At 48.2% G+C, this 15,377-nt stretch carries 21 protein-coding genes; 13 read left to right on the top strand and 8 right to left on the bottom strand.

The annotated features are described in order from the left end of the window. Positions 1-358 precede the first annotated feature (358 nt). Positions 359-1,219, top strand: a complete 861-nt coding sequence (locus ACQ5ES_RS03660) for an alpha/beta hydrolase (RefSeq protein WP_445014597.1) — start codon at positions 359-361, stop codon at positions 1,217-1,219. A gap of 34 nt (positions 1,220-1,253) precedes the next feature. Continuing rightward, on the top strand, positions 1,254-1,667 hold the full coding sequence (locus tag ACQ5ES_RS03655) for a hypothetical protein (RefSeq protein ID WP_445014596.1): 414 nt from the start codon (positions 1,254-1,256) through the stop codon (positions 1,665-1,667). A gap of 194 nt (positions 1,668-1,861) precedes the next feature. On the opposite strand, the gene ACQ5ES_RS03650 is transcribed toward ACQ5ES_RS03655, so the two are convergent. Together ACQ5ES_RS03650 and ACQ5ES_RS03645 are read right to left on the bottom strand one after the other, a co-directional pair. Beyond that, entirely contained in the window at positions 1,862-2,155 is a 294-nt protein-coding gene (locus tag ACQ5ES_RS03650) for an addiction module antidote protein (protein WP_445014595.1), read from the bottom strand. After that, complete coding sequence (locus tag ACQ5ES_RS03645; RefSeq protein WP_445014594.1) at positions 2,145-2,453, bottom strand: type II toxin-antitoxin system RelE/ParE family toxin; 309 nt, start codon at positions 2,451-2,453, stop codon at positions 2,145-2,147. Before ACQ5ES_RS03645 ends, ACQ5ES_RS03650 begins: the two co-directional genes overlap by 11 nt. 170 nt (positions 2,454-2,623) lie before the next feature. On the opposite strand from ACQ5ES_RS03645, the gene ACQ5ES_RS03640 reads away from it, so the two are divergent. The 4 genes from ACQ5ES_RS03640 (at position 2,624) to ACQ5ES_RS03625 (ending at position 6,730) form a co-directional block, all read left to right on the top strand. After that, the gene (locus tag ACQ5ES_RS03640) at positions 2,624-3,070 is read left to right on the top strand and encodes a hypothetical protein (RefSeq protein WP_445014593.1); all 447 of its coding nucleotides are present in this window, start codon (positions 2,624-2,626) and stop codon (positions 3,068-3,070) included. Between the two features lie 339 nt (positions 3,071-3,409). Continuing rightward, positions 3,410-4,750: an SNIPE associated domain-containing protein gene (locus ACQ5ES_RS03635; RefSeq protein ID WP_445014592.1), complete on the top strand. Its 1,341-nt coding sequence runs from the start codon at positions 3,410-3,412 to the stop codon at positions 4,748-4,750. Then, positions 4,747-5,991, top strand: coding sequence for an SNIPE associated domain-containing protein (locus tag ACQ5ES_RS03630; protein WP_445014591.1), 1,245 nt, complete (start codon positions 4,747-4,749; stop codon positions 5,989-5,991). Before ACQ5ES_RS03635 ends, ACQ5ES_RS03630 begins: the two co-directional genes overlap by 4 nt. Before the next feature lie 67 nt (positions 5,992-6,058). Then, the gene (locus ACQ5ES_RS03625; RefSeq protein WP_445014590.1) at positions 6,059-6,730 is read left to right on the top strand and encodes a hypothetical protein; all 672 of its coding nucleotides are present in this window, start codon (positions 6,059-6,061) and stop codon (positions 6,728-6,730) included. 126 nt (positions 6,731-6,856) lie between these two features. Here the strand turns inward: ACQ5ES_RS03625 and ACQ5ES_RS03620 are convergent, their stop codons facing one another. After that, on the bottom strand, positions 6,857-7,135 hold the full coding sequence (locus ACQ5ES_RS03620) for an HNH endonuclease (RefSeq protein WP_445014589.1): 279 nt from the start codon (positions 7,133-7,135) through the stop codon (positions 6,857-6,859). A gap of 316 nt (positions 7,136-7,451) precedes the next feature. Here ACQ5ES_RS03620 and ACQ5ES_RS03615 point away from each other — a divergent pair, with 316 nt between their 5' ends. The 4 genes from ACQ5ES_RS03615 to ACQ5ES_RS03600 all read left to right on the top strand — a co-directional run bounded on the left by ACQ5ES_RS03615 (position 7,452) and on the right by ACQ5ES_RS03600 (position 11,377). Beyond that, complete coding sequence (locus ACQ5ES_RS03615) at positions 7,452-8,738, top strand: DEAD/DEAH box helicase (protein ID WP_445014588.1); 1,287 nt, start codon at positions 7,452-7,454, stop codon at positions 8,736-8,738. Positions 8,739-9,002: 264 nt separating this feature from the next. Beyond that, positions 9,003-9,404: a hypothetical protein gene (locus ACQ5ES_RS03610; RefSeq protein ID WP_445014587.1), complete on the top strand. Its 402-nt coding sequence runs from the start codon at positions 9,003-9,005 to the stop codon at positions 9,402-9,404. A 58-nt stretch (positions 9,405-9,462) separates the two neighbouring features. Further along, entirely contained in the window at positions 9,463-9,933 is a 471-nt protein-coding gene (locus ACQ5ES_RS03605; RefSeq protein WP_445014586.1) for a helix-turn-helix domain-containing protein, read from the top strand. Positions 9,934-10,069: 136 nt separating this feature from the next. After that, positions 10,070-11,377, top strand: coding sequence for an MFS transporter (locus tag ACQ5ES_RS03600; RefSeq protein ID WP_445014585.1), 1,308 nt, complete (start codon positions 10,070-10,072; stop codon positions 11,375-11,377). A gap of 33 nt (positions 11,378-11,410) precedes the next feature. Here the strand turns inward: ACQ5ES_RS03600 and ACQ5ES_RS03595 are convergent, their stop codons facing one another. Then, positions 11,411-11,740: a DUF1330 domain-containing protein gene (locus ACQ5ES_RS03595; RefSeq protein WP_445014584.1), complete on the bottom strand. Its 330-nt coding sequence runs from the start codon at positions 11,738-11,740 to the stop codon at positions 11,411-11,413. A 206-nt stretch (positions 11,741-11,946) separates the two neighbouring features. Between ACQ5ES_RS03595 and ACQ5ES_RS03590 the strand changes: the two genes are divergently transcribed. From ACQ5ES_RS03590 to ACQ5ES_RS03580, 3 genes are all read left to right on the top strand, one after another. Continuing rightward, a complete protein-coding gene (locus tag ACQ5ES_RS03590) occupies positions 11,947-12,285 on the top strand; it encodes a thioredoxin family protein (protein ID WP_445014583.1) in 339 nt (112 codons plus the stop codon). 51 nt (positions 12,286-12,336) lie between these two features. Further along, positions 12,337-12,774, top strand: coding sequence for a nucleoside deaminase (locus tag ACQ5ES_RS03585; RefSeq protein WP_445014582.1), 438 nt, complete (start codon positions 12,337-12,339; stop codon positions 12,772-12,774). 68 nt (positions 12,775-12,842) lie between these two features. Next, complete coding sequence (locus tag ACQ5ES_RS03580) at positions 12,843-13,019, top strand: DUF6435 family protein (RefSeq protein WP_445014581.1); 177 nt, start codon at positions 12,843-12,845, stop codon at positions 13,017-13,019. A gap of 15 nt (positions 13,020-13,034) precedes the next feature. On the opposite strand, the gene ACQ5ES_RS03575 is transcribed toward ACQ5ES_RS03580, so the two are convergent. The 4 genes from ACQ5ES_RS03575 to nth are packed head-to-tail and all read right to left on the bottom strand — an operon-like array spanning position 13,035 to position 15,372. Further along, entirely contained in the window at positions 13,035-13,649 is a 615-nt protein-coding gene (locus ACQ5ES_RS03575) for a DUF2238 domain-containing protein (protein ID WP_445014580.1), read from the bottom strand. A gap of 4 nt (positions 13,650-13,653) precedes the next feature. After that, a complete protein-coding gene (gene rnt, locus ACQ5ES_RS03570) occupies positions 13,654-14,301 on the bottom strand; it encodes a ribonuclease T (RefSeq protein ID WP_445014579.1) in 648 nt (215 codons plus the stop codon). Continuing rightward, a complete protein-coding gene (gloA, locus tag ACQ5ES_RS03565; protein WP_445014578.1) occupies positions 14,298-14,696 on the bottom strand; it encodes a lactoylglutathione lyase in 399 nt (132 codons plus the stop codon). The genes rnt and gloA overlap by 4 nt, the downstream gene beginning before the upstream one ends. 37 nt (positions 14,697-14,733) lie before the next feature. Continuing rightward, complete coding sequence (nth, locus tag ACQ5ES_RS03560; protein ID WP_445014577.1) at positions 14,734-15,372, bottom strand: endonuclease III; 639 nt, start codon at positions 15,370-15,372, stop codon at positions 14,734-14,736. Positions 15,373-15,377 lie beyond the last annotated feature (5 nt).

Genomic DNA, 15,377 nt, shown 5'->3' with positions numbered 1-15,377 from the left:
AGGTGCATGCGACGAATGAAACAAAGGGCTTCACTCGCTGCTAGAACCGAGAGTCGTTTTCACAAGGAATACCGTCACGGTCACCATCAAGTAAAGCATTATGTAGCAGCAAATGCTCAACACTCAAGTTATTCTCTTACAGCAAAGACATATATGGCTTCGTCATCAGCTACCGCGCTATTGCCATCACGGGCTTGGTTTAGGGAGAAGGTTCCTGACCCTGGCAGAATGACGCTAATAGGAAGTCAACAATGAAGATATTTTGGTTGCTCATGCTTACGACCTTGGGTTCAATAGCGTTACCAACCACTTTAATTCAGGGCCTGGTTTGGCTGTATGGAAACCCTAAGGAAAAACGATGCTTAAATTCGCTGCCGCAGCACTAGTTGTTTTACTGAGCGCGTCCTCTAGCGGGAACGCACTTACCGATGGTGACAAAACACCCATCGATTACCTTCCTGCTTTAGCTGGTGATTACTTTAAGCTGGACTCCGAAAGTGTTGGACGGCCTTATCATATCTTTGTTCGCTTACCTCAAGGGTACGAAGACAACCCTTCAGAAACCTACCCTGTTATCTATTTATTAGACGGTGACAGCTTGTTTCCAATGTTGGCACCGACCCATTTATTTCTGACCTACGATGAACAACTACCAGAAGCGATTGTGGTGGGTATTGCCTATGGCGGATTTGGCGAGGTTAATAAACGCAGTATTGACTTTAGAACGTTCTCTGGCGAGAAAAACGGTAACCCCGATGGCCCCGATAAATTTTTGAAGTTTTTAAAACATGAACTGCTGCCAAAAGTATCAAGCCAGTACAGAACGGATGAATCCAAACGCATTTTAGTCGGACAATCCTACGGTGGCTTTTTTGTGCTTTGGTCAGCGCTTCAGGATCCTGATTTGTTTTGGGCGCGAATAGCGAGTAATACCAGCTTCGGTGATGAGCGCGAAAGATTGTTTTCTGAATCATCAAAAAGTGAAAATAAAGCGGGGCTGGTTGCCATTGCTGTAGGGACGCAAGATACGCAGGCACGTCAAGACTTTGTCAAAGAGTGGTCCAGGGTATGGGGCGAGTCTGAGAATGCCCCATGGATAGTAAAGGAATTTGTAATGGACGGCGGAATACATGCCGCCACAATTGCTGAAACCTACCGCCAAACTTTGAAATGGATATTTCAAGATAATGCGTCCGAGTCGGGTTCTCAAGGGGAATGATTGGTTAGCATTCGTCTGACATTAAAGGTGGGATATGAGCCAGGAGCAAACGATGACTATGCGAGTCGCTTTAAAAGTTCTAACGGTTTGGGTGGGGATCCTTGTCCTCGCTATTGCCAACGGATTCCTACGCGAGTCTGTACTTCTACTTACTTTTGGCACTCCGGCCGCACTCGTACTAAGCGGACTGATACTTTCAGGCTTGATCCTTTTCGTCGCGTATTTGTCGCTTCCCTGGCTGCAGCTTAAAAGCAACGCTCAGCTTGTTATAGTTGGGATAAGCTGGCTCGCTCTGACGCTTGTTTTTGAATTTTCATTCGGGCTATGGCAAGGCAAGTCGTGGCCTGAGTTGCTTGAGGCTTATTCATTTAAAGACGGCAATATCTGGCTTGTGGTGCTTCTGGTAACAACTCTTTCGCCTTATGTTGCGGCTAAGCTCCGAGGTTGACCGTTTTAAAATGCTTATGCCAGCGTCAGAGCGAGCGATGCAGATTGCGGTCGCAAATAACTCAATTTTATTAGCGAAATGAAAGCGTAAAACGATGCGTTACGTGAGCTCCTTCGGGAGAGTGGTGCTTGACTTGGGGGGCAGGAGGAGAAACTGTTATGTACGCACGCTCTGGCGCAACGCGATCGTGATTTTCAGGCAGCTGGTTTGACATGAATGCGCATACCGAGCGCCTTAGCGACCTTCAGAACGGTACTAAACTTAGGATTTCCTTCCGCAGAAAGTGTTTTGTATAAGCTTTCGCGACCTAGGCCCGTCTCTCGCGACAACTCGGACATGCCTTTAGCGCGAGCAATATCCCCCAACGCCATAGCAATAAACGCCGCATCACCGTCACTTTCTTCGATGGCCGCGTCAAGATATGCAGCCATCTCTTCAGGAGTACGAAGATGCTCGGCCACATCATAATCATGAAGTTTAGTTGTCATTATTACTCTCCAAGCCCTTTACTAATTCATAGGCTAGTTTGACATCTTTATTTTGACTCGTCTTATCTCCCCCGCAAAGCAGGATGATAAGAACATTCTCTCGTTCCGTATAATAAACCCGATAGCCAGGTCCCACATCGATCTTGAGCTCTGAAACTCCGTGCTTAAGGTTCCGATACTTTCCTGGGTTGCCCATAGCCAACCGTTGAACGCGGGTTTGAACCCGAGCTCGGCCGCTTAAATCCTTTAGGCGATCCATCCAATCTATGAACTGGACGGTGGTTTGAATCCGTTTCATTCATGAATAGTATCCTATAAGATACATATTGTAAATGGATCGAATGTTTAGGTTCCTATGAACGCCACTCTCGTTAGTTCTCCTTAGTCTGCAAACCAGATATCACCATACGCTTTCACAAGACCATGCTGGTCGACATCAAGTTGAGTTCGAAAGCCGCTGGAAGGATTATGAACTACAATACAAAAATGCTAGGCGTCCAGGAGCAAACGATGACTATGCGAGTCGCTTTAAAAGTTCTAATGGTTTGGGTGGGAATCCTTGTCCTCGCTATTGCCAACGGATTCCTACGCGAGTCTGTACTTCTACTTACTTTTGGCACTCCGGCCGCACTCGTACTAAGCGGACTGATACTTTCAGGCTTGATCCTTTTCGTCGCGTATTTGTCGCTTCCCTGGCTGCAGCTTAAAAGCAACGCTCAGCTTTTTATAGTTGGGATAAGCTGGCTCGCTCTGACGCTTGTTTTTGAATTTTCATTCGGGCTATGGCAAGGCAAGTCGTGGCCTGAGTTGCTTGAGGCTTATTCATTTAAAGACGGCAATATCTGGCTTGTGGTGCTTCTGGTAACAACTCTTTCGCCGTATGTTGCGGCTAGGCTGCAAGGGTGGTGGAAGTGAGCGTGGTAAAGGGTGATTTTACTGGATATTTCAGGTAACTAGTGTTGTTCTGAATTGTTGGATTTGGAGGCCGCTCCGACTGTCTGCTGAGAGCGAATAGCGGACTAAATTGCAGTCCATCAGAGCGTCCGCTGCTCGATGCGGCCCTTCAGTTTAGCGTCACTTGTTGACGTCACTATTAAATAGTGCTGAACGTCGGGGAAGTTACCACCGTAAAATACACAATGTTTGCTAGCCACTTTGAAAGTTCAGATGCAGAGCCTAATTTTCAATTTGGCTTAATTTGTCACCATGTTATAAAGAACTTTTCCCAATTAATCACGAAAAGGACAATGTGCGATGGATAGCATAGTAGTGTACTTATCTTTAGGCTTTATTGCTGCAACGATTATCTTAGTTTTTTATGGTATTACCCAAAACAAACAATACCAAGCACGCCTGAAGTACATCTCGCAGCGAGAGTCGATGTTATCGGATCAGTCAGTTGACGAGCGTCTCTCTAGACAGAACCAGCAAAAAGCATATTTTCAGGAGAAACAGCGTGTGGGGCGTGACTACTTGGATAAACTTGAGAAAGCGATTGAACCAACAACAGCGCAACTAAAGCGGATTGAAGTGGGTTTGGTTCCTCCTATTTTTCGGTTCGATGATAGTGAAGGTTTAAAAGAGAGCATTCGCAAGTGCCGAGAAGAGCAGTTTGAGTGTATTAGCGCTGGCTTGGCTACTAATTCTTTTACTCAATGGGATTGGATGGGAAGTCGTTCGGACGGCGAACGGATGATTCGTGATTATCGCGCGATGTTATTGGATGCGTTCAATGCTGAGTTCGAGGTGATCAGACGTCAGATGCGAGCGGCGACTTTTAATAAAGCCGTGGAGAAGCTTGAAAGGTTGGTTGACCAGCTTTGCAAACTCGGTGAGACAACGGGCGTTCAGATATCGCGACGTTATGCATTGCTCAAAGAAGATGAGCTTAGATGCTGGCATGCAGAGCTTGAGCATCGTGAAGAGCTGAAGCAGGAGCGTAAGCGGCAGAGAGAGTTATTACGCTCTCAGCAAAGTTCGGGGGATGATTCTGAGGAGTTAGCCGAAGAGATCGCATCACGGGATAGTGAGTTGCTTAAGGCGCAGAAAAAGGCAGAGCAGTTGGCTGGCGCCGAGCGGGCACGATTAGAGCGGATGATTGAAGATATCAAGGCGGAGAAAGCGCGGCTAGAAGAAAAGCAGACTCGGGCGATGTCACAAGCACAGATCACGCGAGCCGGTTATATCTATGTCATATCAAATAAAGGTAGCTTTGGTGAAGGTGTGGTTAAGATTGGTATGACCCGACGCTTAGAGCCAATGGATAGGGTGAGAGAGCTTGGAGATGCATCAGTGCCGTTCCGATTTGACGTCCATGCGCTGGCTTTTGTTGAAGATGCTCCAGCATTAGAAAAGACATTACATGATGTCTTTAATGATCGACGGGTAAACACGGAGAATTTCCGTAAAGAATTTTTCCGGGTGTCACCGGAAGAGGTGCGATCAGCCATAAAGGAAAAAGGAATTGATACGGACTGGTACCTGACAGCGGAGGCTAAGGAATACCATGAGTCGGAGTTGATGCGAAACGCTATGAAGCAGGCTAAGCGTGCTCGTAAAGAACGTGAAGACTCAACTTTACCGGAGGCAATATGATGACAGGGCTAATTATTTGGGGTATCACCATACTGACCTTTAGTGTAAGTGCCTATTTTGCGATTAATGCTCATCGTCGGGCGGCATCGATCGCGGAGGATTATGAGCGGCTGTCTACCGTCTTTTCTGAGGTTGATAAAGGTCAGGCTGAGCTTGATGAGACTGAGCAGGAATACCGAGATTTACAAACACAGTATGCCCGTCGAAAGCAAGCGTTAGAGTCGAACCGCCGGGTATTAGCGCAATATGACATTGGCGCAGGTACGATTGACGAATCGCTAATGCAAGTAACGCATAGCACCGACGATGTTGACGACTTACAGAGCCAGCTATCAAGTGTGAAAGACTCGATAAAAGCGATGGTGAAAGCCAAGCGTGCGTGTGTCTGCTATATGGAGAATGATATAACCATTAATGGCCGTAAGGCCGGTGTTAAGACGCTTTTTAATCGTGAGATACGGCTGCGCCTAAGGTGTTTTGATAATGAGGTGAAATCAGCCATTGCGTTGGCTAACTGGAATAATATCGGACGGCTGAATGAGCGAGTGAGACGAGCGTTCAAAGAGATTAATGACCGCGGGCAACTGGTTAAGACATTCATAGACAAAGGATATCTGGATCTTCGTCTTAAAGAGCTTAATTTGAGTTTCGAAATATCCGAGCTGAAGGCATTGAAGAAGGAAGAAGAGCACGAAGAACGCCGTTTAGAGCGTGAAGCTGAGCGAGAAGAGCAAAAGATAAAGGCGGCAGCTGAGAAGGCTAAAAAAGATAGAGAACGCATGGAAAAGCTTGTCGAAAGAGAGTTGGCAAAGTTAGACGGTATGACCGAGGCACAACGGCAAGAGCTGGAGATGCATCAAAAGGAGCTTGAGGAGCTTAAAAGTCGCGAGCAAAGAGCGGTGTCGATGGCGCAGCAGACCCGGGCTGGTTTTGTTTATGTTATATCGAACGTTAATTCATTTGGTGAGGGGGTTGTAAAGGTCGGAATGACGCGCCGTGCCGACCCGAATGAGCGAGTCCGTGAGTTGGGTGATGCATCAGTACCGGATACTTTCGATGTGCATGGTTTCTTCTACTGTGAGGATGCACCAAGATTAGAGTCAGACATTCACAAAACATTTGATGACAAGCGCGTAAACCTTATCAATAAGCGAAAGGAGTTTTTCTTAATCGATGTCGACGATGCGTTAAAGAAAATCGAGTCACATGAGATTGAAACAACACCAATAGCGTTTGGTTAATGTAGTGGCGGACTAAACCCGAACACCATTTTAGGTGGTAGTACTCCCTCTAACGAAGAGGTATTAAATGGCACGGAATAAACGAGTAAAGCGACCCAGAGCTGATATAGTAAATGAGCTTAAAGAGCAGATTGAGCTTTTGACTCATGCCTGCCACGCTTTTGATAAGGGCTTACAGCCTATTGGTAAACATATCGCACTGAGTTTGCGTAAACTTCTCCATCACCATCGTCAATCTAAGGCTCTACTTGAACAACTGGGGCTTCGTTCGAAAAGGCATTTAGATACAGCTGGAGATTTAAACCCAAGGAATCTTTTGACTGATAATCCTTTGTGTGTAAACCGATTGGGGGCAAATAATAATCAGTATTTGCCAACTTGCGCTGTTGGCGGTAGCCCAATTCCAGCACGGTGGCTACCTTTTGAAAAGTGGTGGAATAACAAAGTTATAAAAGATGATAAGGGGCGTTTTTTTAACCGACGAGAATTAGTCCTTCATGTCGCCGATACCGACGGTGGCGCACATGTCGATCCTGAACTGGATGAGCAATATATGGATTTATCTCGTAATAATTCGTTAGGCTGGATTATCGGAGATGGCGAGGCCGGTAAGCCATTTCCCCCACCAACAATGGCGTGTATTCGACAAATAGCTCATGAAGTTTTAGAAACATTAAAGGTTAAAGCAAAAGACGTAGTTACAATAAATTATGAACCTATCAATGAGAACGCAAAATAAATCCCATGACTATGACTCCTCTATCCAGTCAACTCAATGTCCGCTGTTGGCAGTAAGCGGACTATCCCAAGCGCTGAAGCCCTCTGTGGAAATAAGAGCTGAAACGTTTTCAATCTCCTGCTAAAACTACCTCTTAAATTGATCAACCAACGCATTCGGAAGCCATTTTCCCCGTGAAATTTGCTTTGTTACTAGCGCTCGATACGCTTCGGGATCGAGAGGAGCAGGTCGGCGGTGACGTCGTTCATTACAGAGCCGGCATGCTGCGACAATATTCGATGATTGGTTATTGCCGCCATCACATCTTGCTTGAACGTGTTCTGCGGTGCATTGAAACCACCGAACTTGTTTTAACGATACGCGGTATTTTTGGGCGAAGTTTTCGTGATTATTTTGGTGCCACATGGGATGACCGCAGTAATAACAGCGGAAACATTGTTGTTTAGCGGACTTTAGACGGTTTCTCTTGATGGTTTTTGAGCACATATGGAGCTCTCCTTTATAAAAGTTAAGGGAAAGCCGCATTAGTCTCAAACTAGAGGCGGCAGACGAAGCCTCTAGCCGCATCTGATAAAAAGATAGTAGTTAGACACTTTGGATTATTCAAGTATTTCAGCAACCACCGGCAACCACGTACCCCCGATCGAGGAAATAAACTGCGGCGCACGCTGATCTGCGGTAGAATGGGCGCTCTTATCACAATTGAGTAGCATATTTATACATGACTTTTTCTGAACTCGGACTTTGCCCTGAAATTCTTACCGCCCTTACACGCCAAGGTTATACCGAACCCACCCCCATTCAAGCGCAGGCGATTCCAGCTGTACTGGCGGGCAATGACGTGATGGCGGCAGCACAAACAGGCACGGGCAAAACCGCGGGATTTACCTTACCGATTTTAGAACGGCTCAAAGATGGTGAGCGCGCCAAACCCAACACGGCGCGGGTATTAATCCTTACGCCGACGCGCGAACTCGCGGCGCAGGTGGGTGAGAGTGTTGCAACCTACGGTGCTGGCCTCTCGTTAAACTACGCGGTCGTCTTTGGCGGGGTGAAAATCAATCCGCAGATGATGAAGCTGCGCAAAGGCGTGGACATCCTCGTCGCCACACCAGGTCGTTTGATGGACCTGTACCAGCAGAATGCCGTGCGTTTCCCGAAATTAGACGTGTTAGTGCTTGATGAAGCCGATCGCATGCTCGACATGGGCTTCATCCACGACATTAAGAAAATTATTAAATTGTTGCCGGCCAAGCGCCAGACGTTGATGTTCTCAGCGACCTTTTCCAGCGAAATCCGTACCCTCGCTAAAACGCTGGTCAACAATCCGGTAGAGATTTCAGTAGCACCGCCGAACTCAACTGCCGAGCGCATCGATCAGATCATGTACGCGGCTGCGAAGAGCGAAAAACCGCGCATGCTCATGCAATTGCTGCGCAACCTTAACTTGCCGCAGGTACTGGTGTTTTCACGCACCAAACACGGTGCCAATCGCTTGGTTAAACAGCTCGAAGCAGACGGATTCCTCGCCGCAGCGATTCACGGCAACAAGAGCCAGGGCGCGCGAACTAAAGCTCTGTCTGAGTTTAAAGCCGGCAAGGTGAATGTGTTGGTCGCGACCGACATTGCCGCGCGTGGACTCGACATCGAGAAACTGCCGTACGTGATCAACTACGATCTGCCGCAGGTTCCTGAAGACTATGTGCATCGCATTGGCCGTACCGGCCGTGCAGGGCAGGTCGGTCACGCCATTTCATTGGTGATGGACGAAGAGTTTAGAACTCTGAAAGCCATTGAAAAGCTGATCGATCAGCCGATTGAACGACATACACTGGAAGGCTTTGCCGACGTTGCCTTGACGGGCAAAACCCCGCCACCAAAGCAAGGCCAACGTACACCGCGCGCGCCGCGTAAACCGCAGGGCAGTGGCGGCAACAAGCGTCCAGGCGGCAGTGGCAATAAAGGTCGTGATGCCAGCCGCAGAAGTAATCATCGTAAGGGTGATTAACTCGGGCGGTTCGCGAGTAAAATCTACCTATGTAAATGGCATTCTTTTCGGCCCGTTAGCCGGGGAGAATGCCAATTTTTTTTGAGTTTAACACCCCTCCTAAAATTAACTCGGATACCGCTATTTAGCGACACTGTCACATAAGTGGCGTATTGATAACACCTTGGATTCGCATAGATTACGTAACGACTTTCCGGATTCCTCGCTAAGGTGAATGCGACCGTTTGACGCGGTTCTTTCATCTCAACATGCGAGGAAATTTCAATGAGGAATATTAGTTACAAATGGCTTTCACTTGGGCTGCTTTCTTATATTGCGAGTACAATTATAGCAAGTGCCTTACTGTCTATTGGTGTTGTACTCATGTTTGATGACATCGAGCCCAGCCAATTAACCATCGTAGAACCCACCGCTACCATTTTTAATGTTGCCGAACCGCTGATTGGCTTCACCGTTGCGATTTGTGTCGCTTACTGGATAGCAAGCAAGACACTTAGTTGTAAATCGAACACCATTTGGTTTTATGCGGGCGCTTTATCAATTTATGGGCTCATTAGCGCTTTATTAAACCCTAACGATTCTTTCGTATTCGCATTGCCCAAGCTTCTCGCACCATGGATTGTCGCTCTTCTAGCGATAAAATGGGCGAGGAGTACTCAAGCCTAAAATAAACTGGTATGGTAGCGTTAACGCCAACATTACAACCAAAAACAACCAAAGATAGATGGACGTTAACGCTCAGTTTATAAAAAAATACCGTCAACAAAATTTGTGGTCTCAACAACAGTTGGCAGATATGGCCGGGTTGAGTTTACGGACTCTTCAACGCGTTGAAAAAACATCGACAGCCTCGTTAGAGACAATAAAAAGTCTTGCTGCAGTCTTCGAAGTAAGTGCGTCACATCTCACGGACACGGAAAGTAGTTCCACTGAGCAAGCTGCTCCAGATAAACAAGTATCTATTAACGATACAAAAACTAAACGACGCCGACTAATCATAGGGCTTGGTTTGGTTTGTATAGTTAATGCAATTGCACTTGGCATATTGTTTTATCAGCATGACAAAAATGCTATCGAAGCCTCAACATTTCACCTTCTTAAAAACCTCATATCCATCACAACAGTTACTTCTGTAGTGATTGCGTTAATTCAAGGGATCCGACGAAAACTGCTCTTTAGAGATGACTTTTGGTAGAGAGAGGACTCTCGCCGGGATTGTATTTCACGCATGGGGTATCGTGGTGAGCCCGGCAGTGCCGTTTGAGACATTGCAGTGTTGTGACTCGCAATCTATAACTAGTGCAAGCCCTTCGTTATGAGAGCGCGTCACTATGAACTCAACGAATACTGCTATCTCTGAGGAGCAAATCTCAGGCATGCGCTTTGCGCTGATCGGCGCTATCCTAATTGCCATAAGCTTTGGTTTAGCCCGCTTTGCGTTTGGTTTGTTCATACCGCAAATACGCGATGAACTTGGCATGAGCGCCAGTACCATCGGTGTTATCGCCGCTCTTCCTTTGATCAGTTTTGTCATTGTCAGTTTAGTTGCCCCCTTAGTCACCAAATATTTTGGTGCGCGTAACACCACCGTTTTATCGGCTTCGTTTAGTGTTCTCGGTCTGGCTCTCATTAGTCTGGCAACTGGCCCTATCAGTCTCGGCATAGGCGTTTTCGCTTGCGGTATATCTGCCGGATTAATGATGCCAGCTTTAACCTCGGCTATGCAGGCGTTGGTAGATCGTTCTATCCATGGGCGCGTCAGCTCAGTCATGAATGCGGGTACTAGCATTGGTGTCGCGCTCTCTGTGCCGGCTGTACTATTTTTAGTCGGTGCATGGCGCTACGCCTATTTATCATTCACGCTAATAGCCATAATTGGTGTTTTTCTTGCTTGGTATTTAATTCCCTCGGTCTCCAGGGTCACTCCCGCAAATGCAGCGCCGCCTCCCAAAATTACCGTTAGACAGTGGTGGAATCTGTTAAAGCTAGCCTTGTTTGCTTTCGCAATGGGCTTTATTGCTTCAGCTTACTGGACCTTTGCGCCGGATTTAGCCACCAATTTAGGGGCATTATCATCCAGGCAAACGGGTTGGTTATGGTTGGCATTAGGTATTGCAGGCTTAGGAGGAGCTATTGTCAGTGACTTGGCAGACAGGAATAACCCTGCCATCACCCACGCACTCATGCTGATGATGTTGACAACCAGTTTAACTTTGTTGGCCGCTAGTCCAGGTCAAATCTATCTTGCGGTTTTTTCAGCTGTTATCTTTGGCCTGGCCTATATGAGTTTGACCGGACTTTACTTAATGACAGGTATTCGCTTATTGCCGGGACGTCTGTCGATGGGACCTGTGTTGCCCTTTTTGGCGTGTGCCTTAGGCCAGGCAGCAGGGACGCCTCTTATCGGCGTGCTCGTCGGTGAGCTGGGTTATGCCGAAAGCTTCTCCATCTTTGCAGCGGTCGGAATTCTTATCGCACTGATATCGCCATTTTATCCGGGCCATAGTGAGGAGGAAGCTGGTATACCTGAAGAGGAGACTGGCCTTCAGGCTGCCTTTGATTATCAGCTTCAGTATGAAGAAGGGGAGCCTCTGGAGACGGTGAGTACTGAGCAAGTGGACACTAAAGGTGAGTCGTGATGCTAGCTCTGTGTTTTCATTCATCGCTACCTTTCATTTATCGCTACCTTTCAACAACGGCCGCAAGTCATCCAGCTTATCAAACAGGTGCCAGATGTAGTTCGTGGTGCCATTTTCGCGGTGCGGATGCAGATCGGCCAGTGCCGGGTCGTCGCAGTAACTTTCGAAGGCTTCCTTCGATTCCCACTCGACCAGGATAAGCACGGTGCGTGGCGTGATGTCGCCTTGCGCGGCCTCTTTGAACTTACCGAGCGAGATAACTTTTCCGCCGTGGGCTTCAACTTCTTTCGCGGAACGGCGTGCGTAGGCGAGGTATTCGTCTTTGTTGGCAATATCAAATAGATTGAGCGCGTAAACAGGCATGGGTGAAGCTCCTTGTTCGTTTTGTTCGATGATAACCAATTTATGCGTTTACCGCATTAACCTAAATGAGTCGTGGCACGGAGCGGATACTGCTCGATCTATCCGAAGTGTCGCGGTATCTTGAGTTAGGCTTTTAACTGAGGAATAGCTTCATTGCCGAACATCCAGCGCTTTGGTTAGAATGAGGATAGTGAGGAGTAAATAGCATGGAAACTAACGATAGTCGCTCTGACTCTGATTACGCGGAAGAAACGCTTACATTTGACCAGGTAGGCGAGTTGTCCGGCGACGTCTTACTTGAATTTGGTGCGCCCTGGTGTGGACACTGCCAGGCCGCGAAATCTGCGATAACAGAAGTAGTAGCTGAACATCCGGGACTGCGTCATATTAAAATATATGACGGAAAGGGCAAACGACTTGGCCGTGGCTTCAGGGTAAAGCTCTGGCCGACGCTGATACTGCTGCGCGACGGCAAGGAAGTGGATCGTCTGGTGCGGCCACTACGCCCTGCCGAGGTTCGTGAGTTAATGTCGAAAGGCAGTTAAAAGCTGCTGACAGCACACATCAATATGCCGCGCTGGCGGCAAGGAAACATTATGGACAACTTCATGCAAGCCGCCATTGATGAGGCGAAAAAAGGACTGGAAGAGGGCGGTGTACCCATTGGTTCAGTGATTGTACATCAGGGGAAAATCATCGGTCGCGGGCATAATCGCCGTGTGCAAAGCGGCAGTCCTATTCTGCATGGCGAAATGGACGCTTTTGCTGACGCGGGTCGCCAGCCAGCGTCAGTCTATAAAGAGTGCGTCATTTACACGACTTTATCACCTTGCTGTATGTGCTCCGGCGCAATAGAGCTGTACGGGATCCCGCATGTGGTGGTCGGCGAAAACCAGACTTTCATGGGTGCTGAAGAGCGTCTGCGAAAAGCTGGAGTTAAAGTCGAAGTGTTGCAGGATCCGACGTGTATTGAGCTGATGACGGCATTCATTGCCGATAAGCCGGAGCTCTGGTTTGAAGATATTGGTGAATAGTGTTGAATCTAGCGAACTATTGCCAGGGTTTTAGCGTATTCAATCCAAACTCTTAACGGAAAATAATTATGTTTGGATTATTTAAGTCGAGCCCGACTAAAAAGATGCGTAAACAGCTGGAGCAGCTCCAGCTAAAAGCTGTGGAAATGCAACGTAATGGCGATATCCGCGGCAGTTTAGGAATAAGCCAGGAAGCCGACGAGCTTTGGAAGAAAATCCAGGCGATGGAAGCAGAACAAAAGTAAACGAAAGGCGCGGGTTTACCGCGCCGGTTTAACCCAGCGCGAAAACACGAACAGTAGCAAGGCAAAAATCGCGCCCAGGGTGTCGGCGAGCATGTCTTTTTGCGCATCCCAGACGTCGCCTTGTGAGCCGAGGAACTCGATGCCGGCGTCGCCGCCTTCGATGACGGCGAACTGCCATTCAATGATTTCGTACGCAGCGGCCACGGACATAATGAAAAACAGACCGAATAACATAGCGGTTGCGGGACGGGCCCATTGTTTGCGAAGCAGTAACTCGGCGGCAGGATAGGCGTAAAAGCCGACACTGAAGTGTGACATGCGATCGTAGTGATTGCGTTCGAAGCCGAAGAAGTCGCTGACCCAGTCAAAGGGCACGTTGGCAAAGGTGTAGTGTGCGCCTATGGTATGTAGGATCAGGAGCACGCTCATTAAAACGTAGCTGGTGTTGCTAAAGCGAAACTTCGGGTAGGTGACCACCAGCCCGACGAAAATGGCGATGATCGGTACCATTTCCGCCCACCACACGGTCATGTCGGCAGGATTTATGTAAGACCACACCATGGTGGCAATAATAACAACAGCAAGAAAATGTGGAATTCGATACTGCCAACCATTGCCTGAAGTGGTCATGAGATTAATCCTTCTCGGTGTGTCCGGCTAAGGGCCAGCCGCCAACGTTTTTGTAGCGGTTGACCATCCAGCAAAAGAGTTCTGCGGTGCGTTCGGTATCATACAAGGCCGAGTGTGCCTGTTTACTGTCAAAAGCGATACCGGCGGCCTGACAGGCTTTAATCAATACCGTCTGACCTAAGGTGAGCGCTGCCAGTGCAGCGGTATCGAAGGTGACAAACGGGTGGAACGGATTACGTTTTAGGTTGCTACGCTCGGCCGCAGCCATCAGAAAACCCAGATCAAAGGTCGCGTTATGTCCAACCAGCACTGAGCGCTGACAGCCCGCATCTTTCTGTGCTTTGCGGATCGGCTTGAACATTTCTTTTAGTGCTTCGCCTTCGGGGATCGCCCCACGCAACGGCGAATGCGGATCAATCCCGTTAAAATCAATTGCCGCCTGTTCAATGTTAGCCCCCTCGAAGGCGTCGACATGGTAATGAATGCGTTCGGCGGGATGCAGCCAACCTTGCTCATCAAACTCCAGGGTCACTGCAGCGATTTCCAGCAGGGCATCGGTAGTAGCATTAAAACCTGCGGTTTCAACGTCGATGACCACCGGCAGATAGCCGCGGAAGCGTTGTTTCATTAAGCTCGGCTCGCCATCGCTCATAAATCGTCGCTTTCTTTACGTTCAATCAGTTCAATGGCGTAACCGTCAGGATCACGAACAAATGCAATCACGGTTTTGCCGCCTTTTACGGGACCGGGTTTGCGGTAAACATCAGCGCCTTTGGCTTCTAATTCTTCACATAAACCGTAAATGTCTTCGACGCCAATGGCGATATGGCCGTAGCCGTCTCCCAGGTCGTATTCACTCTTGTCCCAGTTGTACGTCAGCTCAAGTACCGTATGGTCTTTTTCATCGCCGTAACCAACGAAGGCGAGGGTGTAGGTGTACTCTTCATTATCCGTCTGGCGTAGTAGTTTCATACCCATCAGTTCAGTGTAGAACTTGATGGAGCGGTCCAGATCGCCGACACGCAACATGGTGTGTAGCATTCGCATAGCGTACTCCTTACTTGTCTGAATTCATCGTTCGAAATCAATCGTCCGAGGTTTTGTGTTTATACTCGCATAAGTCTTCAATAATGCAGCTGCCGCAGCGCGGTTTACGTGCGATGCAGGTGTAGCGACCGTGCAGGATAAACCAATGATGCGCATCCACTTTAAACTCGCTCGGTATCACTTTTTCAAGTTTGTCTTCAACGGCACGAACGGTTTTGCCTGGCGCAAATTTGGTGCGGTTCGAAACCCGGAAAATGTGGGTGTCGACGGCAATGGTCGGCCAGCCAAACGCCGTATTGAGAACGACGTTGGCGGTTTTTCGGCCAACCCCCGGAAGGGCTTCTAACGCAGCGCGATCTTCGGGAACTTCGCCGTCGTGCTGATTGACCAAAATTTTGCAGGTTTTGATTACGTTTTCAGCTTTGGCATTAAATAAACCGATGGTTTTAATGTAATCCTTTACCCCATCGACGCCAAGTTCCAGCATTGCTGCGGGCGTGTTGGCGGCGGGGAAGAGTTTGCGGGTAGCTTTGTTGACGCCGACATCGGTGGCCTGCGCCGAAAGCATCACCGCAATCAGCAGCTCGAAACTTGAGTCGAACTCAAGTTCCGTGGTGGGGTTGGGATTATTCTCCCGCAGGCGCTTTAATATCTCGATACGTTTTTGTTTGTTCATGATTC

The organism is Pseudidiomarina xizangensis, from assembly GCF_052541995.1.
Note: the sequence above shows the minus strand (reverse complement) of the source record. Positions and strands in the feature narration are given on the sequence as shown.